The sequence below is a fragment of the Leifsonia virtsii genome (assembly GCF_030433675.1).
GTDB classification, from domain to species: domain Bacteria; phylum Actinomycetota; class Actinomycetes; order Actinomycetales; family Microbacteriaceae; genus Leifsonia; species Leifsonia virtsii.
On sequence record NZ_JAROCB010000006.1, the window covers coordinates 121866 to 140496 of the forward strand.

General features: G+C 67.2%; 19 protein-coding genes and 1 pseudogene. 6 read left to right on the forward strand and 14 right to left on the reverse strand.

What is annotated here, in order from left to right:
* Positions 1-24: 24 nt before the first annotated feature.
* A complete protein-coding gene (locus P5G59_RS19735) occupies positions 25-660 on the forward strand; it encodes a hypothetical protein (RefSeq protein ID WP_301220728.1) in 636 nt (211 codons plus the stop codon).
* 87 nt (positions 661-747) lie between these two features.
* Here the strand turns inward: P5G59_RS19735 and P5G59_RS19740 are convergent, their stop codons facing one another.
* Positions 748-1224 carry a hypothetical protein gene (locus tag P5G59_RS19740; protein ID WP_301220729.1) on the reverse strand — a complete coding sequence of 159 codons (477 nt, stop codon included), beginning with the start codon at positions 1222-1224 and terminating at the stop codon, positions 748-750.
* 363 nt (positions 1225-1587) lie between these two features.
* Here P5G59_RS19740 and mobF point away from each other — a divergent pair, with 363 nt between their 5' ends.
* A complete protein-coding gene (mobF, locus tag P5G59_RS19745) occupies positions 1588-5361 on the forward strand; it encodes a MobF family relaxase (protein ID WP_301220730.1) in 3774 nt (1257 codons plus the stop codon).
* A gap of 17 nt (positions 5362-5378) precedes the next feature.
* Here the strand turns inward: mobF and P5G59_RS19750 are convergent, their stop codons facing one another.
* Positions 5379-5513, reverse strand: a complete 135-nt coding sequence (locus tag P5G59_RS19750) for a hypothetical protein (protein ID WP_301220731.1) — start codon at positions 5511-5513, stop codon at positions 5379-5381.
* A 122-nt stretch (positions 5514-5635) separates the two neighbouring features.
* Between P5G59_RS19750 and P5G59_RS19755 the strand changes: the two genes are divergently transcribed.
* The gene (locus tag P5G59_RS19755; protein WP_301220732.1) at positions 5636-5794 is read left to right on the forward strand and encodes a hypothetical protein; all 159 of its coding nucleotides are present in this window, start codon (positions 5636-5638) and stop codon (positions 5792-5794) included.
* A gap of 96 nt (positions 5795-5890) precedes the next feature.
* Here the strand turns inward: P5G59_RS19755 and P5G59_RS19760 are convergent, their stop codons facing one another.
* From P5G59_RS19760 to P5G59_RS19815, 12 genes are all read right to left on the reverse strand, one after another.
* Entirely contained in the window at positions 5891-6208 is a 318-nt protein-coding gene (locus tag P5G59_RS19760) for a hypothetical protein (protein WP_301220733.1), read from the reverse strand.
* 31 nt (positions 6209-6239) lie between these two features.
* The gene (locus tag P5G59_RS19765; protein WP_301220734.1) at positions 6240-7247 is read right to left on the reverse strand and encodes a hypothetical protein; all 1008 of its coding nucleotides are present in this window, start codon (positions 7245-7247) and stop codon (positions 6240-6242) included.
* 69 nt (positions 7248-7316) lie between these two features.
* Positions 7317-7565, reverse strand: coding sequence for a hypothetical protein (locus P5G59_RS19770; RefSeq protein WP_301220735.1), 249 nt, complete (start codon positions 7563-7565; stop codon positions 7317-7319).
* A 20-nt stretch (positions 7566-7585) separates the two neighbouring features.
* A complete protein-coding gene (locus tag P5G59_RS19775) occupies positions 7586-8200 on the reverse strand; it encodes a hypothetical protein (protein WP_301220736.1) in 615 nt (204 codons plus the stop codon).
* Positions 8197-9885, reverse strand: coding sequence for a type IV secretory system conjugative DNA transfer family protein (locus P5G59_RS19780; RefSeq protein ID WP_301220737.1), 1689 nt, complete (start codon positions 9883-9885; stop codon positions 8197-8199). Before P5G59_RS19780 ends, P5G59_RS19775 begins: the two co-directional genes overlap by 4 nt.
* A gap of 11 nt (positions 9886-9896) precedes the next feature.
* Positions 9897-10331, reverse strand: a complete 435-nt coding sequence (locus tag P5G59_RS19785; protein ID WP_301220738.1) for a hypothetical protein — start codon at positions 10329-10331, stop codon at positions 9897-9899.
* A gap of 20 nt (positions 10332-10351) precedes the next feature.
* Positions 10352-12217: an ATP-binding protein gene (locus tag P5G59_RS19790; protein WP_301220739.1), complete on the reverse strand. Its 1866-nt coding sequence runs from the start codon at positions 12215-12217 to the stop codon at positions 10352-10354.
* Positions 12217-13728 carry an SCO6880 family protein gene (locus P5G59_RS19795; RefSeq protein ID WP_301220740.1) on the reverse strand — a complete coding sequence of 504 codons (1512 nt, stop codon included), beginning with the start codon at positions 13726-13728 and terminating at the stop codon, positions 12217-12219. The genes P5G59_RS19790 and P5G59_RS19795 overlap by 1 nt, the downstream gene beginning before the upstream one ends.
* The gene (locus P5G59_RS19800; RefSeq protein WP_301220741.1) at positions 13725-15047 is read right to left on the reverse strand and encodes a hypothetical protein; all 1323 of its coding nucleotides are present in this window, start codon (positions 15045-15047) and stop codon (positions 13725-13727) included. Before P5G59_RS19800 ends, P5G59_RS19795 begins: the two co-directional genes overlap by 4 nt.
* A gap of 20 nt (positions 15048-15067) precedes the next feature.
* Positions 15068-15382: a hypothetical protein gene (locus P5G59_RS19805; protein WP_301220742.1), complete on the reverse strand. Its 315-nt coding sequence runs from the start codon at positions 15380-15382 to the stop codon at positions 15068-15070.
* A gap of 47 nt (positions 15383-15429) precedes the next feature.
* Positions 15430-16581 (reverse strand): hypothetical protein, encoded by a 1152-nt coding sequence (locus P5G59_RS19810; RefSeq protein WP_301220743.1) that lies wholly within the window; start codon positions 16579-16581, stop codon positions 15430-15432.
* The gene (locus P5G59_RS19815) at positions 16568-17527 is read right to left on the reverse strand and encodes a hypothetical protein (RefSeq protein ID WP_301220744.1); all 960 of its coding nucleotides are present in this window, start codon (positions 17525-17527) and stop codon (positions 16568-16570) included. Before P5G59_RS19815 ends, P5G59_RS19810 begins: the two co-directional genes overlap by 14 nt.
* A 441-nt stretch (positions 17528-17968) precedes the next feature.
* Here P5G59_RS19815 and P5G59_RS19820 point away from each other — a divergent pair, with 441 nt between their 5' ends.
* From P5G59_RS19820 to P5G59_RS19830, 3 genes and pseudogenes are all read left to right on the forward strand, one after another.
* Positions 17969-18100 carry a hypothetical protein gene (locus tag P5G59_RS19820; protein ID WP_301220745.1) on the forward strand — a complete coding sequence of 44 codons (132 nt, stop codon included), beginning with the start codon at positions 17969-17971 and terminating at the stop codon, positions 18098-18100.
* A gap of 5 nt (positions 18101-18105) precedes the next feature.
* Positions 18106-18486: a hypothetical protein gene (locus tag P5G59_RS19825; protein ID WP_301220751.1), complete on the forward strand. Its 381-nt coding sequence runs from the start codon at positions 18106-18108 to the stop codon at positions 18484-18486.
* Between the two features lie 68 nt (positions 18487-18554).
* Positions 18555-18631, forward strand: a pseudogene (locus P5G59_RS19830) (single-stranded DNA-binding protein); the annotation flags it as partial.

An 18631-nucleotide genomic window follows, 5' to 3' on the forward strand; every position in this document is an offset into this window, starting at 1 on the left:
CGCACCTCCTCGAAAGGAACACTCATGGCCACCAAGAACGACGCGACCTGGCTGGAGCGCAAGCTGACCGAGCTCTGCCCCAACATCACCATCACCGTCACCCGCGATGCGCAGAACAACCTCGTCGCCTCCGGGGCCAGCACGCTCGGCTCGTTCACCGAACGCAGCGCCGACCTCGATGTCGACAGCCGGGAGGAGTTCTACAGCGCCGTGCGCGGATACTTCCTCGACCTCGACGACGACACCGCCCGCGGCGCCGTCAAGGCAGCCGTGCCGGAGCTGCCGTACCCGTCCCTCCAGCTGACCGGACAGGAGCCCGCCGGAACCACCAGCCCGGACGACGAGAATGGCGTCGACTACATCGGCTGCGGAGCCACCGAGTGCGCAGGCGACTGGGACGTCTCCTACCTCGCCGCCGACGGCTACCTCTGGGACAGCCGCCGAATCGACGCGGCAGAAGAGAACGATGTCCTCGCTGGCTACACCGTCTGTAACCACTGCGGCCGCGTCTACCCCAACGCTCACCGCTACCAAGGCCCGATGCCCACCGTCGCGCGCATCGACGTCACCACCGACACGTGGCTCGACGCGCTCGACCTCTACAACCACCGCACCTTCGCCACCCCGCTCACCCGGCCCGCGAACCAGAAGGAGCAGTGACCCCAGGCTGGTCCCTGGCAACAACGAAGCGGCGGGGAGAACCAAGTTGGTTCTCCCCGCCGCTTCGTCGTGAGCGCGGTTCGATGCTTACGCGGCGACGTGCTCGCCGTCGCCCTCGGACTCGTACGACTCCTCCGCGGGAGCCTGCGACGTCGCGACGTTGGGCCACGCCGGCCCCGCGACCTCCGACGTCGGCTGCCCCTCCGCCGGCGCGCCTGCGGCCGGCGCCGCGTCGACCAGCTTCGACAGCCGGGTGACCTCCGCCGTGCTGATGCCCAGCAGCTCGGCGATGGTCGCGACCGTCTCCAATGAGCGCAGCTCCCCGATCACCTTCCCCTGCTGCAGCTCGAGCGCACGCTGCTGCGCATCGAACTCCCGCATGGCCTCCTCGCGCTGACCCGCGAGCTGATCGAGCTTGTCGAGCGACAGGTAGTACGCCGTCGCCGCATCCTCGATGCGGGCTTCCTTCTTCTTCTGCTCCTCCAGCTGCGCCGCACGCGCGGCGCGCGCACGCTCACGAGCGAGGGTGGAGGCGGACTTGGGCTTCGTGGTCTTTGCCGACATGGGCACACTCCTTCATCGAGTTGTCCATGCTCAACCTCCACTTGAGCACCTAACGCCGCGATTCTATCTGGCCGCCGGCCCTCGCCGCAGGCGGCGCACCACTTCAAGCAACGAAGCCACCTTGCGTACCGAGCAGCTCAGCAACCACCAGCCAGCATCATCAGCAGCCCACCCCCAGAGCAGGCAGCACCACAGCCACAGTCAACCGCCGAGCTATGCGATACCCGACCTCCGAGCAACGACCAGCTACACTGAGACACCAGAAACAACACACCTCTTGCACTAGCAGTGTGCGGAACGGCCAAGCAGGAGCAAAAGGGCTGATAAGCCCGGGAATCTGATCCGAAAGGAGGACGACTGCCGATGATGACAGTCCACGTCCTCCACGCCGGTGACGGCTACACCTACCTCACCCGGCAGGTCGCTTCCCACGACCAGACACGCAAACGCGGCGAAGATCTCACCGACTACTACACCGCCGAAGGCAACCCTGCTGGCGTCTGGTTCGGCAAGGGGGCAGCCGCGCTCGGGATGGCTGGAGAGGTCTCCGAAGAGCAGATGAAGGCCCTGTTCGGTGAGGGGCTGCGCCCGGACGCGGACGCGTTCATCAAGGCCAAGATCGCCGAAGGGATGAGCGCCAAGGAGGCGCACGCCGCCGCCCGGCTGGGACGACGCTTCATGGTGCCGCAGACCGGGACGGACGAGTGGGCGAAGATGGTCGGCGCCGCATACCGCGAGTTCCGCACCGCTCACGGCCGCGTCCCCGAACCGGGCGTCGAGCGCGATCTGATCCGCTGGGACCTCGCCACGAACCACTTGCAGGAGCAGTTGGGGCGGGCGCCGAAGGACAACGAGGTCTCCCGCTTCCTCGCCACGATCGGCAAGCAGGACCGTCAGCCCGTCGCCGGATATGACCTCGTCTTCACCCCCTCCAAGAGCTTCTCCGTGCTCTGGATCCTCGCCGACAAGGAACGCTCCCAGCAGCTCCACGAGATCCACAACGACGCAGTCCGCATGACCCTCAACTGGATCGAACAGGAAGCAGGCAAGACCCGGGTCGGTGCCGGCGGAGTCGCCCAGATGGACACCCACGGGCTCACCGTCACCATGTTCGAGCACTTCGATTCCCGGTCCGGTGACCCCAACCTGCACACCCACGCAGCCGTCTCCACGAAGGTTCAAGGCGTCGACGGCAAGTGGCGCAGCCTGGACGGCCGCATCCTCCACAACCTCGGCGTCGCGGCCTCCGAGCGGTACAACATGCTCGTCCAGGTGTTGTCCATGCAGCGCCTCGGGCTGGCCTGGACCGACACCACCCGCGGCCGCGACAAGCGCCCCGTACCGGAGATCGCCGGCGTCGACCAGAACCTCTGCCGGGCGCGCTCCAGCCGCCGCGTCGCCATCGAAGACGAGTACGCCAAGCTCGTCAAGGAGTACGTCACCACCCACGGCCACACTCCCCCACGCAAGGCGCAGCAAGCCATGTTGGAGAAGGCGAACCTGGCCACACGCGAAGCCAAAGACCAGCTGCGCAGCCTGGACGAGATTCGCGACACCGAGGCCGAATTCGCCGAACAGTACCTCGGTGCGGGCGGCACCCAGACGATGCTCGACGCCGCATTCAGCGCAACCGACATCGGCGAACGCGCCCGCATCCTGGAGCCGATGAACCTCGACCAGGTCGCCGAGTACGTGCTGCGCAACGTCGAGAACTCACGCACCACCTGGCGCATCGACCACCTCGAAGCCGAAGCCAACCGCGCGGTCGCCGCCTACTTCACCACCCACCCCAACCTCGATCCGCTCGCCTTCCGCGACGCCCTCCTGCAGCGCACCGTCGAGCTGTCGGTGCGGCTGACCGCCGACGAACCGAACCCCGTCCCCGCGGCCCTGCAGCTCGCCAACGGGGCTTCCATCTACCGCCTCTACCGGGGTGAGACCTACACCTCTCAGCGCATCCTCGACACCGAAGAACGCCTCGTCCAGGCAGCACAGACCACCGCCGGATTCCGCGTCCCGGAGGAAGTCTTCGACGCCACCCTCGCGCAGGTGAACGCCGCCCAGATCGCTGCAGGCAAGTACGCGCTCGACCCCACCCAAGCTGCACTCGCCCGCCACTTCGCCTGCAACGGCGGACTGATCGACATCGGAATCGGCCCCGCCGGAACCGGCAAGACCACCTCCATGCGCGCCTTCGCCCGCGCCGTCGAAGCCGCCGGCGGCCGAGTGCTCGCCGTAGCACCCTCGGCCGCGGCATCGACCGTCCTGGCGGAAGAGATCGACGTCGAGGCCGACACCGCCGACAAGCTCATCCAGATCCACACCACCGGAACCCCCGAACAGCGCGCCAGCGACCGGTACCGCATCGACGCCAACACCGTGCTCCTGATCGACGAAGCAGGCATGGCGAGCCTCCCCATGTATGCCAAACTCCTCGAACTCGCCGAGGCACACGGGGCAAGCATCAAAGCACTCGGCGACTACCAACAGCTCGCCGCCGTCGAAGCCGGCGGCACGCTGCGGCTACTCGACAAGACCGTCGGCGCGGTCGCGCTCGAACACGTTTACCGGTTCGTCGACCAGGACGAGGCGGCCGCGACCCTGCGTCTGCGGGATGGCAAAGAATCCGCGCTGGACTTCTACGTCACCCGCGGCCGCACGCACGGCGGCCTAAGGATGACCCTGCTGGAAGACATCTACGACGCCTTCCTCCGCGACGAAGCAGAGGGCAAGGAAGCGCTGATGCTGGCGGCCACGAACGAGGAAGTCGTCGCCCTCTCGGCCCGCGCCCGCATCGACAAGATCGCGGCCGGAACCGTCTCCGCCAACGGCCCTACCCTGCACGACGGCAACCGCGCCGGTGTCGGCGACCGGATCGTCACCCGCGACAATAACCGCCGATTGCGCGCGAACCAGGGCAAGGACTTTGTCGCTAACGGTGACCTCTGGCACGTCCTCGAAGTCGGCGGCGACGGCTCGCTGAAGGTCAAGAGCATCCGCCACGACGGTGTCGTGACGCTCCCAGCCTGGTACGTCGCCGAGCACGTCGAGCTGGGCTACGCCACCACCGTCAACCGCTCTCAGGGCATGACCGTCGACACCACCCACACGATGATCGACCCGGACGGAACCGCCCGCGAACAGCTCTACGTGGCAGCAACCCGCGGCCGCCAGGGCAACCACCTGTACGTCATCACCGACGACACGTTGGCCGCCGATGGTCACAGCCCTGACCGGGACAAGGACTCTATCCTTCACAGCCTCGAACGGGTCCTTGCGCGCGAGCAGGCAGAGCTCTCCGCCACCGAGACGCTGGAGCAGGAGCAGGAGGCTGCGAACTCGTTGCAGCGGCTCGTGCCGGCCTACGAGGACGCCAACGTGCGAGTCCTCGGCGACGTCACCAAGATGAAGATGGAGATCATCCTGCGCAGCGTGATGGACCGCGATGCGGTCAGCCGCATCACCGACGACCCGGCATGGGCGACCCTTGCCGAACGTCTCGCCGCCCACGAAGCACGAGGGTCGGACGTGCGAGCGCTCCTCCGCGACGCCACCGCAACCCGGGAGATCGACGGGTTCAACGAAGCTCGCTCCCTGGCCAAGGTGCTCCACTACCGAGTCGGAGACCCCGCCGGCGCGCCCACCGTCGAACTGCCGTCGTGGATCACCCCGCCGCCGGGCAGCGTGGGACACGACCAGACGGTACGTGACTGGGTGAACCAGCAGGCCGACCTCATCGCGGATCGCATCAGCACCCTCACCGACCTCGCCGAAGCAACCCGGCCTGTGTGGATGGAGTCGCTGGGCAGCGCCCCGGAGGACAGCACTCAGCGGGCTCTCTGGCGGCGCAACCTGGCGCGCATCATCGCCTACCGCGACTTCCACCACATCACCGCCGACACTCCGCTCGGGCCGCCGCCAGCGCACGATGACCCGGCTTACGCGGACGCCGTCGCCGCGCTCCGTGCGCTCCGCGGCGGTGCAGCGCCCGCACCGTCGGACGCTACACCGACGCCTCCGACGGCGGCCGCGGCGCTGCCCGACCGTGTGGGCGAGATCACGGCCGAGCCCACCCAGCAGACGCGTGACGCCGCCGTCGACGAGACGGCCCGAATGCGTCCGGAGCGCCGAATCTAATCCGCCGGCGTCCGCGGTCAGTCATCGGTTCGAGCTGTCGCCTGCTCCGGAGCTGAGTTCACCGTCGAGGCTAGGGTGTCGAACCCGTCGCGCTCGAGTTCTTCCGGCGTCGCGTTCAGCGGCAGACGGTAGCGGTCGGGGATGGTGGGCATGGGGCCTCCCAGGGTCACGGCTCCACCGGGCGTGGGGCTCTCACCGGCAGATGCGGCAATGCCTCGCAGGCCCTGCCCGATACGTGCGCGCTTACCGGCGCGCCGTCGATACGATGGCGCCCATGACCACGACTCCGCGCGAACTTGCTGACGAGCTGGACGTGTCCGCGAAGACGATCAGAGCCTTCCTGCGCGTGGAGTACCCAGACCACCCGCACGGCTCCAGGTGGGAACTCGATGAGGACCAGGCGACGGTAGTCCGGGCGCGATTCTCGGACTAGAGCGCGGCGAAAGCCTCCGCCAGGTTCGCGGCCGCGGGTACAAACGCACGAAACCCCTGCCACCGAAGCAGCAGGGGTTTCGCGGAGCGCGACTTGTCAGATGAAGACGGGATGTACGCGGTAGCCGATCTCCGTAGTGATCGGCTGACCGTCGTCGTCCGTGAGCCGGATGCGTGCAGGCTGGGCACGGTCGCGCATCCACACGTTCACCTCGGAGGCCGTCGCTGCAGATGCGGCGGCCGGGGTTCGCCGTACCTCGTCGATCGAGACCACCGAGCCAACGTGCGTGGACGTGATTTCCTCCCGGGAGCCGACCCCAGCCTGCAGCCATGACTTCACGACGAGTGTGAGCGGTCCCACCCCGACCAGGCGCTCGAAGCCACCGAGGTCGGTGATGTAGGTGAGGTCGGTCACGGTGGTCTCCTGATGGTGATGGGTAGCGGTCCTAGGCGCCAAGGGTGGTCCTCGGGAGGTTGGGCTGAGATTCGATCGCCGCAGCCGATGGGGGCTCCACGAGTGCGTTGACGCGGGCGTCGAGGCCGCCCAAGGGAGTGCCCATGACTTGTTCCAGGGTGCGATCCCCAGTGCCACCGAAGATTGCCGGCGGAGCAGCGGACGTCCCGACGGCGGCGACGACCTCGGCGGCGTGGTCCAGGTCGAAGAGGCCATCGACCGCGCCCACGACGGCGGAGACGGCGCCGGGAGCGATCGAGGAAACCAGTCCGATGCGTGCGGCCGCCGAGACGAGGTCGGCCGCGATGCTGTTCTCGCGTGCCTCTGCCCGCTCGAGCTGTCGTTCGTAGACCGCGCGGCGATCGAACGAGTCGTCGTCCACGAATGCATAGTCCATGGCGTCGGACTCCTCCCGGACGAGAGCGCTCGGCTCGACGTTGTCCTGAACGTTTTCCTCCCACCACGATTCCGCTTCATGTCGTGCGGCCTCGGCGGCGCGCATCTGATCTGCGGCGGCTCGCTCTGCGGCGCGTGCCGCCGCCAGAGCACCATCGGTTGAGTCGGTCAGCCACCGATCCCACTCCGGCGTGACGGAGTTCCGCGCAGGCAGGGCAAGCGCGCTGCGGCTGGCGACGTCGGCGCGCAATCGATCAGCCGTCCGCTGACGCAACCATCGGAGGAGGACCGAGGCCGACAGCCGCTGGTCGGCGCGCCGGATCCGTGCCGCGTCGGTGACAAGCTGCGCCCGAAGCGGAGCGAGGTCGCCTTGACGCTGCGCGAATACCGCGGCGGCCGCGGTGTGGCGATTCCGCGCCGCCGCTTCGCGGGAGCGCGCCTCCCAAGGCGCAAGGAGATCCTCTTCCGCCATGCGAAGCGCAGCCTGCAGGGCCGCGACATCCGTATGAGCCTCCTGGTGAAGCTCGCGCAGCACATCCAGAGATCCGGCGGACGGTGGGCTGTCCTTTCCTTCCCAACCCGCGTCGATAGTGAGATCGGTCATCTCGGCCTTCCCTTCCTTTGCCCGGCACGCGGCCGGGGTCGGTGGCCGCCCCGACGGACGGCCAGCTCGTTAGATCGCGACCAGGTGAAGCCCAGACGCCGCAACTGCAGGGGAGGGCTCCCCCACCTTTCGTGTGAGCGCCGACGGCCGGATCAGAGTGTCGACGATTGTGATCGCGCCGTTGGCCTCAACTGCGGTCGTGGTGAGGAGGGTCCAGCCGCGCAGGATCAGCCCGGCCAGGTGCGTCTCACGCTCACCGATCTTCCGCGCCTGCTCCGTGCTGGAGTTCGGTCGGAAGCTGGTGACGACGGTGGTCACCGTCGCATCATCGGAGGGGCTCAACTCGCGCCGTCTCCGTTCGGCGCCGGCTTCGGACGCCCGTCCAGGTCGTTGACCAGGAACTCCGCGAAATTCTCCGAGTCGTCAACGCGCGCGATAGTGTCCGGCAGCGTCCACGGCTCGTCGGTGCGGAGGTTCGCGGGGAACAGTCCGAGGCTGCGCATGCGGGCGAACGTGGGCCACAGGCAGCGCTCGTGCCACTCGACCAGGTCGAAGGACGGTGCGGCACGTGTACGCCGATACACGTACTGGTGCGACACCATGAGGGCGGTGAGCAGCTCGACGGCGACCGGGTGCTTGTACCAGTCGTTGATGAGCCGGTGGGTCTCATCGGTTAAGGCGACGAGGTAACGGTCGCGGAGCCAGTTCACCCAGTCGTAGAGTTCCATCCAGAGCTCTTTCGCGGCCTCCTGGTCGAGGGTTCGCCAGGACCAGGGTCCGCCCGGTCTTGTCTCGAGCCAGTCGACGATCTTGGTGACCTGTCCGCCGATCGACCCGACGGCGCCGCTGAGGTACTCGATCTCCTCGCCGTGCTCGCCTAGACGGTGCTCGTGCTCGGCGACGGTACCCGGCAGGGTGAGCGGTCCGAGCGGGGTCTTCTTGTTCCCGCTCATGCTGCCAGCCCCAGCTGGTCACGGGTGTGTGCCTGGCTCGCTTCGTAGTCTGCAGCGTCCGCGCCCTCCCACCAGGCCGGCAGGCGCACGATAGCGGCGGGCAAGTTGCGGTAGAACATGACGGCCATCCCGTCTTCCAAGGCGTGGAGCCGTCCGACGGTGAAGACGTCCTGTTCCTGGGTGGATTCGGACGTGGACATGCCGTTGGGCCCGTCTGTGGTGGACTCTCGTCTGATCTCGCGCTTGTCGGCGAGGTTGGACAGCTCGCGGAGGAAGTCGTAGTCACGCGAACCGCCGAAGAAGAGCAAGCACGAGGAGAGCCGGATGATGGTGTCGGCGCCCTCAGTCCCGAAGCGCTGCTCGCACTGCTTGCGGCCTTGCAGGATCGCGGCAACCTGGATTCCATGCCCGCGGCCGTCGGTCATCAGCGAGGGCGCGGACGGCAGCGGGCAGACGTTCGCCAGCTCATCCAGAACGATGGTGAGCACCGGGTCGAGGGGCTTCTGCTCGCCGGCGTCCATGGCGACCGACTGCAGCGACTCGACGAGCGCTGTGATGACGGGGGCGGCCAGGCCCTTCTTCTTGCTCATCAGGTACAGGGTGTCCGTCGACGCGACGAACTGCTCCAAGTCGAGCATGATCACGTCCTCCGCCGGGCACACGGCGTCGAGGATCTCGTCGATCGCCAGCGCCTTGAGCAGGATGGTGATGGTCTGCTGCATGTTGTTGCGGGTCTCCACCGCCTCTCCACGCGCGAACGTCTTGAGGTCGCCGAACCAGCGGTGGTTGGCCTCGGGGTGCTCTCGAAGGATGGTGAAGGGTGTGTTGTTGCTGAGGTCCTGCATCCAGTCGATGACGTCGCGGAACGTGTACTTCTTGTCGCTGCCCGGCATTCCGAGCGCGGCCGCGTGCATCATGCAGCGCAGGATCAACGAGGCCGACTCCTTGAAGAACCCCGAGTTCTTGGAGTCGCCGGACAGTGGCATGGCATTTGCGATCGCATCCGCCCGCTCCATCGCGACGGCGGGCTTCTCGCAGCCGGCGACGATGTCCCAATGGACTCGCCACTTCCACGGGAGAAGCGTCCGGTACTCCGGCCCGAAGGTCAGCGCCCGGCCCACTCGCCCACGAATCCACGCCGTGAGGAGAAAGACATCCAGGCGCGTTGAGGTGGTGACGCACGCGCCTGCGGCGCGCGCGACCATCTGCACGACGAACCGCGTGGTCTTACCCGCACCGGAGGACGCGACCACGCAGAACGAGTCCTCGGTGGTGGCGTGGAAGGGTTTGCGGCCCACAAACGCGAACGGGTCAGGGAGGGAGAGGTCACGCGCGTTCTGCTTGCGCCGGTGCCTACCGGTCATAAGTCCCTGATCCTTTGCCGGTCGCCCAGGACGCCCGCGGTGGGCGGCGCGATAGATCAGCCACCACACCACCGCGACCGCGGCGAGGAACACAGCGAACACCGCGAGGAAGATCGGGAGCGGAGCAAGCCCCACGCCGGCGGGAACGGACGCCCCGAAGTGCGAGCCGAGGATCACGGCCAGCAGTATCCGGACGTCGTTCGACGGGTCGAACAATGGCACCCCCGAGGCTGTGATAGCCAGAGCGAGGTGGGCGCAGACGGCTGCAAGCGTCAGGACAATCCCAACCTGCAGGCGGAACTTCCATGTGGTGGAGGACATGCGAACCTTCCCTAGTTGTGTGCGGCGACGAGACCGCTCCAGGCGGGCGTCGAAGCGATCAGAGCCATGCCGATGGCGAAAGCGACTGCCGAACCGGCCGACCAGAGGATCGCGTAGCGAAGCGTGATGCCCTTGAACTTGCGGCCGCCGAGGATGCGGAAGATGACCGAGGCGATGGTGACAATGGTGGCGATCGCGAACCCTCCGGCGAGGGTGTACGTGAGCACCTCCATGTCTGTGGCCGCCTTCGCCAGCAGCGCCCACGTAAACGCCGCGATCGACCACACGGCCGCTGCTCGCGCAACTCGGTGAGCTCTCTGCGGCAGCGGCACCTTCGTGGCCAGCAGTGCGATCGCCAGGGCGACGAGAAAGGTGAGTGCTCCGATGCTTCCGACGGCCACGGCGGGCCAGGAGGTCCATTGGATCAGGGATGCGAAAGTGGGCATGGGGGCCTTCCGTTGGGGGTTCAGCTGGCGACGAGCGCTTCGGCGGGACGGAACACGCCGCACTGGGTGCAGAACGCGCCTGGCGTGGTCTGTGCGTGGATTTCAGGTGCGATGCAGTCGGCGGCGAGGTGTAAGAAGTTGTCGTCGGTGAGGTCGGCGTGCTTCGCGCGGTTCGCCGCCGCAATGATTTCTGACCTGCGGCCCGTCAACTCGATCTCGCGGTACTCCTCAGCCGCGGAGACTTCGTCCTCAGCCGCCTCCCATCCGGTTGCCGGCTTCAGCAGGGGCGGTGCGATGAACGGGCGAGGAGCCGCTACGGGCGGCGCTCCGACGCGATGTCGACCAGTTGCCTCGATGTCCCAGTGCTGCTCTTCCTCGGCCGCGTCGGCGGTCCAGCCGGTGGCCTCCGCGGGCTCGGCGGCCGCGGGCGCCGGCGCGGCCGCGACGGACCCGAATTCCTCGAACCGGTCGGAGGTCTTGAACGTCTCCAGCTCGTCTTCGGTCAAGTAGTTTCGGACGATAAAGGGGCGCTTGCCGATCTTCCATAGGCCCACACCCTGAGCGAGACTGCGGACCTCGCGCACCTCCGCGTCGGTGAGCCCCAGCGCTTCCTTGGTGGCCGGGAGTACGTCCTCTTCCTGCCGGTAGACGATGCGGATCTCCGCGTCGGTGAGCAGGCCCTGTGCGAGCGCGCGCGTTGCCGATCCGGCGTTGCCCACCATGTCCAGGTCGGTGATGCGGTGCATGATCAGCAGGTTGCACAGGCCGTACTGACGGGCGAGCTTCCACTGCTCGCTCATTCGCAAGAGCATCTGTTCGTCTCGGAGCATCCGCCAGCCCTCGTCGTAGATGACGATGCGCTTGCCGGCGGCCGGGTCCATGACGGCCGCCTCGAGCCAGGCGGCTACACAGGTTGTCGCAACGGACAGCAGGGTGGCGGAGGCGCCCATGAAGCCGCTGGTGTCCATGACCACGAACGGGGAATCGGCGTCGAACTTCACCGTCGACTCGCCGTCGAATACACCGGAGAGGTCACCGTGGACCAGGCGGCGCAGACCGTGCGCGATGTCAGCGCCGTCCTCGCGGGCTTGGTCATCCTCGGTGCCGGTCAGCTGCTGGTAGACGTCGGTGATCGTCACGGTGTCGCCCGCGGGCGCCGCGATCGCGGCGACGAGCGCGACGTCGAGCGCGGTGTGCTCGCGCGGGCTGATGTCGCGGTGGATCAGCGACGGGATGATCGCGGTGAGGGTCAGCCGTCGGCGGGAAAGCACCAACGCTGCCCACTCCTCATCGGAAAGGCGGCTATCCCGCGGTCCCTCGTCCAGGGGGTTGAGGCGGTTCGCTCCGGAAGGGGAGAGCGAGATGACGGTGCCGCCCATGGCTAGCGCCGGTGCTACCCACTCGCCCTTCGGGTCGGAGGCGACCGCGACCTTGATTCCGAGGGTGCACATGCGGCAGGCGAAGGCTTTCGCTCCGGCGCTCTTACCGGTGCCGACGGTCCCGATCCAGACCATTGAGGTGCCGGTGACCAGTTTCTGTCGGTACAGCTCGTAGGGGTCGAATACGAAGTCACCGCCACCCGAGAGCGAGCCGAGCTTTCCCATCCATGCGCCGCGGTGGCCGAGGCCGACCTCGTTCAGGAAGGGGTAGGCCGTCGACGCGGTCAGCGCGGTCGCTCGATGCGTCATCGGGTTCACGCAGGTTGGTCCCCACCAGGAGTGCGGGGTGCGGACGCCCCATGCCGGAGGGACCGACTCCGTCGGGCCGGACGCGGCCTTCTTCACGACGTCCGGCGCCATGAGCTCGCGGATGAGCCTCTCCCTGGCCTTACGCTGCTTCCGCGTCTCTCGCGGCGGAACGACAACGCCGACGAACTTGCGCTCCATCAGCTGGCCTTCCGTCGGACTGAGGCGGTTGCCGAGGGAGCCAACGCGAGCGGGAGCGACGCGCTGTTGAATGCGGCAAGTTGCTGCCCGTACATCAGACGGACCTCCATGCCCTGCCCCTCGGCTGCGGTGGTGAAGGCTGAGCAGTTTGCGTCCAGCTCCTCCTTGCTAAGTCCTGTCACGGTGACCAGGCCGAGGAACTCGAGGTCGCCGAAACCGTGAACCAGCTCCTGTTCGCGCCGGGTGATGTCCATCTGCTCCTGGATCTCGAATTCGTCGTCCGGTCGATCGTTGCCCCGCCGCTGTCGTTCCAGCCGGTTGGCGTTGATCTTGCGCCGTTCGGCTCGGATCCGCCGGCGAGACGTCTTCAGGGGCACCGGCGTGAAGTAGAGCGATGCCGAGTGCTGGAACGGGAGGGTGGTGACGGCGCGCAAGAAATCAGGGAGGGTGGGGATGCGGGGCCATTCGGTGACCTCATACGTCGCGTGGAACGCGCCGTCGGTGCGGAGGTGGTCGACGAGCTCCTTCCCCCAGATCGGGCCGGCGCTGGACGGAGCCACGCCCGCGCGGGCGTCGGTTCGGTTCTCGATCGCGTCGGCGGCCTGCGGGTCGTAAGCCTTCCGCATGACGGCGGCGCCCTCACGTGCACCCAACCAAGATCGGACCGTGATGCCGCAGTCTCTGAGGGACGCAGTGCTTGTGTCGACCTCTCGCGCCATGACGTTCGCGAGGCCGATCCGGCCTCCGCCCTGAGCTTTGATGTCGCGAGCCAGTCGCTCCTTGTTGAGCACGATGACGATGAGTTGCTCGTGCTGTGGGGAATTGGCGACGGCGTTGTCGAGGAGAACCTCGTACTGCTGGCGCGCCCACCCGCTGACCGCCTGTGACGCACGCGGCTCGTAGTAGTCCCGAATCGCCGTCGGTGAGGACACCCGAGAGGTCAGGAGGACCTGAATGCGCGCCAGACCCGGGTGCTTCACCAGCGACGACTGGAACAGGGCCCAGGAGTCCACGCGCTCGCGCTTCTGTGGGTCATCCAGCAGCGCGTATCCCGGGGTGGTGACGGCGAGGACCGCGATGAAGGTGCCGTGCACCCGGTCCTCGAAGATCGCTTCTCCGAGTTCGGTCTCAAAAGCGGAAATCGAGCCAAGACCCCCCGGAAGCTGGAAGGTGCTGGACTTCTCCACGCGGGTGACGACCGGGCGACGCCATTCGGTCTGTCCGAGCAGAGTGCGCATCGTGTGTCCAATCTGTGCGATGAATCGGTTGATGAGGGGATGCCCGTGCTCGTCTGTCCACAGTCCGACGCCAACGAGCGCCGCGCCGGGCAGGAGCGCCGCCGTGAGCGCGCCGATTGGGTCGTCGAGGTGGAGCATGACCCAGAGGAAGACAAGTGCGGCGCCGGATCCGGCGACGATCACCTGAAGGTTGGTGAAGTTGCCGATGAAGCCGGCGCGCCGGCGTCCTGGGAACGAGACTTCGCGGGGCTTGTCGATCTGTTCGGTACTCACAGGCGTGCTCCTTCCTCGGGGCGGTGGCGGGCCAGGCGGGGTGCGTTGTCCATCCCGTTGCCGGCAGCTCCGGCAGCTCCCTCGAAGCCCTCGCGCGCCTTTGTCGCCCCCGCCTTGACCGCACCCACCGCTCCGGCTGCGAGGCCGACCGGCCCGGCAGCGGCCGCGGCCCCTCCGGCGGCGGCGCCTCCGCCCGCTCCCGCGGCAGCGCCAGCCTTCGCGCCTGTCGATGCGGCGACCGGTGCCGGGGATCCCGTAGAAGCTGGGCCGCCCGAGCTCTGAATGGGCTTTACCGGGTCGCTGGAGCCGCCGCCATCGGAGGCCGATTTGCGGGGGAGCCACTGTCGTGCCTGCGCCGCTTGCGAAGCGCTATTCATCGCCTTGCCAGCTCCCTGTCGAACTGCTCCTTCGCCCGCTGCTTGCGCGTAGGCGTGACCGATCTCCACACCGAGGAAACCGAAGAACTTCATCGCGATGAGCGGTGAGGCGGCCGCGACCAGGAAGGAGACCACCGCCACGGTGAACATGAGCAGGTTCATCTGCCCGCTGGCAGCGAGCATCTTCGCGCAGATCGCGATGATGATTGCCGCGAGGGGTTTGGCTACGAGGAGTGAGACCGCGATTTGCAGCCACTTCCCGGGCACGGCCCGTCCAGCCTTCTCGGTAGGCAGGAACATGAACGCAAGGGCGCTCAGCCCGATCATCACGATCAGCGCCCAGCGGCGGAACCCGAGCATGGCCATCAAGAGGAAGCCGCCGAGCGCGAGGCAGCCGACCGCGATGAGCGGGATGATGGGGATCACCATGGTCGACACTGCGCCGCCGACCATCCAGGATGGTGCGTTCCAGACGCCTCCGCCGGTGGTTTCCCACTGGCCGTTGGACGTGTTGTAGGTGAAGTTGAGCGACTGCATCAGCGAGTCAGTGATTCCGCCTGCTGACTGGTTGAAGTAGTCGACGAGCGCCGTGGTGGTCTCATCGAAGCCATGGATTGCGTAGGGTCCGTACCAGAACACCACGCGGGTGAGGACGACGAACCCGACACCGCCGATCAGTGCTCGGAGTACGCCGTCAAGGCGGCCGCCGGCCGCTGACCGCATGATCTGCCAGACGACTGCGGCGACTGTGATGGGGGCGGCCAGCCAGAGGATGAGGTTCCCGACGTCTGTGCCGACCGCAAGGTCCGCGGTTGCGACGGTCCCGTCGAGATTGGTGGAGTCCATGTTGAACGTGTTCTTCACCACGTCGGCGGCGAAGTTCGCCAGACCGACGATCATCCCGCCCATCAGGTTGTTGATCCAACCGAAGAGCCAATCCATGACTGTCCGCCCCCGCTTGCTTAGGAGATCGGGTTCTGCTTGGTGGCCCACCCAATGATCGCGGGCGCCGCGGCGATGACGACAGCTCCGATGACGGAGCCGAAGGTCATCACCTTCCCGGTGACCACGCGACGGTGGTTGTCGCCGCTCGACCCGCCAACCCACATGACGATGCCCCACACGAGGAAGACGACCATGACGGTGATGCCCAGGGTCATGAGGTTGCCGGCCTGCTGACCGATGAAGTTGAAGACCGGCCACGTGCTCGACGGCTTCACGTTGACGGGGATGTCGTCGGTGTGGACGATGACCTCGGAGAGTGCGGTGTTTGGCATTTGCTTTCCTTTGCTGAGGGTGGTGAGCGGGGCCCCGCCCGGGGTGGTTAGAGGTTGGAGCGGCCGACGTCCACGTGGACGTGGTTGCAGGTGTCGTTGAAGTCGACGAAGTGGGTGAACGTGGCCTGCGTGTGAGCGGCCATTCGGCATTGGCGCTGGCCTAGCCCCATCGCGTCGGCGGGCGCTGCCTTATCGAGCGCTCGAATCAGCTCGAGTGAAGGTGGGTTGGCCCCGGTCAACGGCTGCCCGTTGATTGCGAAGAAGTCGATCGCGTGGCCGCCGCCGTCCTTGTAGTGGAGGCTGTCGGTGCCGGCACCTTCAACCTGGCCAGTGCACTTTCGGTTGATGTCCGAGACGCCGACCTTGTCGAAGGCGCGGACTGCGGCGACAGCGACCTGCAGGATGCGAGTGTCGATCTGGCAGTTGGCGACCGTCTTGCCTTCGGCAACCCAGCGGATCTCTTTGAGGTGGTCTGGGGTGGTGCCGTAGAGCTTGCCGGAGTCGATCGCCTTCACGAGTTCACCGGCCAGGGCGCGAGCGTCCCCCGATACCGGGCACTGCACTCCCCCGCCGGCCGACGCTCCCCCCGCGCCCTGGCTACCACCAGTCCATCCGACGTCGACCGGGATCGCGATCGGCTGGATGGTCGCCGCGACGTCGTTGATGACTGCGGTGGCCTTCGGGATCCACTTGGCGTAGGCGTCGGGGAACGCCGAAACCTCCACCGCCTGCGCGGCCTTGCCCGGCTCCATTCCCTGCCAGCCGGAGACGTCGTTCAGCGCCCGGAAGAACCTCCCGGCGGCGTACACCGGGTTCATGATCTGGTCGGGTGTGCCCCAGTTCATCGAGGGCCGCATCTGAAAGAGGCCAAGTGAGTCGGCGTCGCCGTGGTCGAGGTTGCGCAGCCCGGACTCCTGCAGGGCGGCGATGAGGGCCACGAGCTGCGCCTTCTGCTGAACGGCAGGGTCGGTGAATGCCGACTTAGAGACGCCGAGAATCGTCGCAGCGTTCTGTGCCTGCTCGGCGCTCAACTGCGAGGTGGTCGGCGTCGACCCGCCCGGCTGGCAGGCCTGCGCGCCTCCCGCGATGACTAGGACGATGAAAGCGATCAGGCCCAGCGGGGAGAGCGCCATGATGATGGTCAGCGCGATGCCGCCCCAGAGGAGCGGCTTGCTGCCGGTGTCGTTACTGGAGGCCATCGCCCACTCGCCCGAAGTCGCCCATCTGCAGGGCGGTCAGCTTTTCGCGGAACGCGGGAGGCACGACGTACTCGGCCGAGCACGGAGCGTCCACAACCACGAAGATCGTCTGCTGCTCCGACTGCGGCTCGATGCCGGGCGCGCTGCGGGTGATCGTGACGTCGTACGTCAGCCGCGTCTCGTACGAGGTGGTCGCCGGCCGGGCGCCGCTGCCCGCCGTGGTGGTGACGGCGTTGATGCGCACTTCGCTGCGCATCCCGCGGTTCGCCCACTGCTGCCACTGCTGCTCCGAGTAGCCGAGCGAGGAGATGCGGTTGTCCCAGCTGCTGCCGGGGGTCTCCTTCTGGTCCGGACCGTTCCCGTATCCGCCGACGGTCTCGTACCAGGTGTCGTGCAGGGGGGTCACGAAGTCCGACCAGCTAGCGCGGCCGGCGTCGAAGGTGAACAGGTAGCCGATGAGCTGGTTCGCGTACGCGCGAGCCTGCGGAACGCGTGACGACGCGCACTGCTGGACCGTCCAACGCTGCTCCAGTGGCACCGTGAGCTTCGAATGCGGCACGGGTGCGGGGAAGGCCGCCAACCCGGTCGACGGGTCGGCGGTGGTCTCCGGGGCATCCGGGCTGACCAGTGTGTTCGTGTTCGCCGGGATGCCCGGTCCGCCGATCTCCACGGTCCCGTCTGCCGACGGCTGAGGGCTGCCCGTCCGAGTCGGTGCCTGCGTCGCGAACAGATCGGAACTTCCGGTGCCCTGGTCCGCAGGGTTCGTGGAGTGGCCCGGTTCGTGCGACGCCGCGCGTCCCGTCGGCGCGGTCCGGGTGCCGACCAGAGCTCCGCCGACGCCGACGACGGCCACGGCTGCGACCAGGAAGGCTGCGAGGAAGATCGCGGCCTTGCCCTTCTTCGTCGACCAGAGCGTCCTCAGCGTTCGCGTGATCTTGTTCGTCATTTCCGGTCTCCTCCACAGGTCGGTGTCGAGGTCAGCTGGGCCGGGGGTGGAGGCCCCGGCCCAGCTGCCCTCATTACCTAGAGGGGCCGAGCGCGCACCGAGCTCGCGCGGAGCCGGAACGCCGATCGTCAGATGCGACTGCGCGGTCGGCCCCTCTAGGTAGTGAGCAAGACTTCGCTCTCTGTACCTCGGAAGGACGATCGTGGAAGAAGCCCCCCGCACATCGGCGCCCCCCAGCCCGCCCCCCAGCCCTACCGGCCAGTCCGACACGGTCGACGGCTACCAGGTGCCCGTCGACCCGATGGAGCTGCTGCAGTGCGACGGATGCCAATGACGGCACAGCGGCGCGAGGTTGAACGGCTCGCACGCTGCACAGAACCAATGCCGCTATCCCCAGTCGATGCTGAAGATCGCAAGGCCGAGGCCTCTACGTTGGCGCGGATGAACGCCGAACTAGCGGAGCTCGCCCAACAGGGCTGGAGGGTCAAACGGGAGAACAGGATGACCAACCTGGAGGAGAGCACCTACATGATCCAGCACATGCTCGAACGGCCCATCGGGGACCGATGCTGACCTGGGTGGTCGCGACGACCAAGCGGATTGTCCTGGTCGGCGGGAGCCTGTGGCTTGCCTCAGTGGCGATCGTGCTACTGAATCCCCTTACCCCGCAGGCGATCGCAACACCAGTAGCCACTTGGCCGCTCTGGTTGAGCGTCCCTGTGGCCGTCGTCGTGGTCGCAGTGCAATTCGGCAGCTGGGCTGCTGCAGTCATCATCCCGATCGTCGCGTACGCGCTGATCGTCCACGGTCGGCCCTGGCGGGACACCACCAGCGTCAGAGGCGGCAAAGAGCCCCTGCGCGCTATCTCGCGCCCGGCCGCCACCGATACCGCTTTGGACGACACGATCCTCGACCACACGCGAATCACAGCACGATCCCGCCGCATCATCGGCGCCTAACGGAAGGACACCATGTCGAATCCCGCTCACCGTCAACTACACCTCTCACACCGAAAGGCGGCCCGCTGATGGCCGGCGAGACCGTCATCACCGTGGTGGGAAACCTCACGGCCGACCCCGAGCTGCGTTACACGCAGAACGGGCT

Coding starts and splice junctions, on each gene's coding strand:
- P5G59_RS19735 (WP_301220728.1), top strand. CDS start 25: ATGGCCACCAAGAACGACGCGACCTGGCTGGAGCGCAAGCTGACCGAG.
- P5G59_RS19740 (WP_301220729.1), bottom strand. CDS start 1,224: ATGTCGGCAAAGACCACGAAGCCCAAGTCCGCCTCCACCCTCGCTCGT.
- mobF (WP_301220730.1), top strand. CDS start 1,588: ATGATGACAGTCCACGTCCTCCACGCCGGTGACGGCTACACCTACCTC.
- P5G59_RS19750 (WP_301220731.1), bottom strand. CDS start 5,513: ATGCCCACCATCCCCGACCGCTACCGTCTGCCGCTGAACGCGACGCCG.
- P5G59_RS19755 (WP_301220732.1), top strand. CDS start 5,636: ATGACCACGACTCCGCGCGAACTTGCTGACGAGCTGGACGTGTCCGCG.
- P5G59_RS19765 (WP_301220734.1), bottom strand. CDS start 7,247: ATGACCGATCTCACTATCGACGCGGGTTGGGAAGGAAAGGACAGCCCA.
- P5G59_RS19775 (WP_301220736.1), bottom strand. CDS start 8,200: ATGAGCGGGAACAAGAAGACCCCGCTCGGACCGCTCACCCTGCCGGGT.
- P5G59_RS19780 (WP_301220737.1), bottom strand. CDS start 9,885: ATGTCCTCCACCACATGGAAGTTCCGCCTGCAGGTTGGGATTGTCCTG.
- P5G59_RS19785 (WP_301220738.1), bottom strand. CDS start 10,331: ATGCCCACTTTCGCATCCCTGATCCAATGGACCTCCTGGCCCGCCGTG.
- P5G59_RS19790 (WP_301220739.1), bottom strand. CDS start 12,217: ATGGAGCGCAAGTTCGTCGGCGTTGTCGTTCCGCCGCGAGAGACGCGG.
- P5G59_RS19800 (WP_301220741.1), bottom strand. CDS start 15,047: ATGGATTGGCTCTTCGGTTGGATCAACAACCTGATGGGCGGGATGATC.
- P5G59_RS19805 (WP_301220742.1), bottom strand. CDS start 15,382: ATGCCAAACACCGCACTCTCCGAGGTCATCGTCCACACCGACGACATC.
- P5G59_RS19810 (WP_301220743.1), bottom strand. CDS start 16,581: ATGGCCTCCAGTAACGACACCGGCAGCAAGCCGCTCCTCTGGGGCGGC.
- P5G59_RS19815 (WP_301220744.1), bottom strand. CDS start 17,527: ATGACGAACAAGATCACGCGAACGCTGAGGACGCTCTGGTCGACGAAG.
- P5G59_RS19820 (WP_301220745.1), top strand. CDS start 17,969: ATGAACGCCGAACTAGCGGAGCTCGCCCAACAGGGCTGGAGGGTCAAA.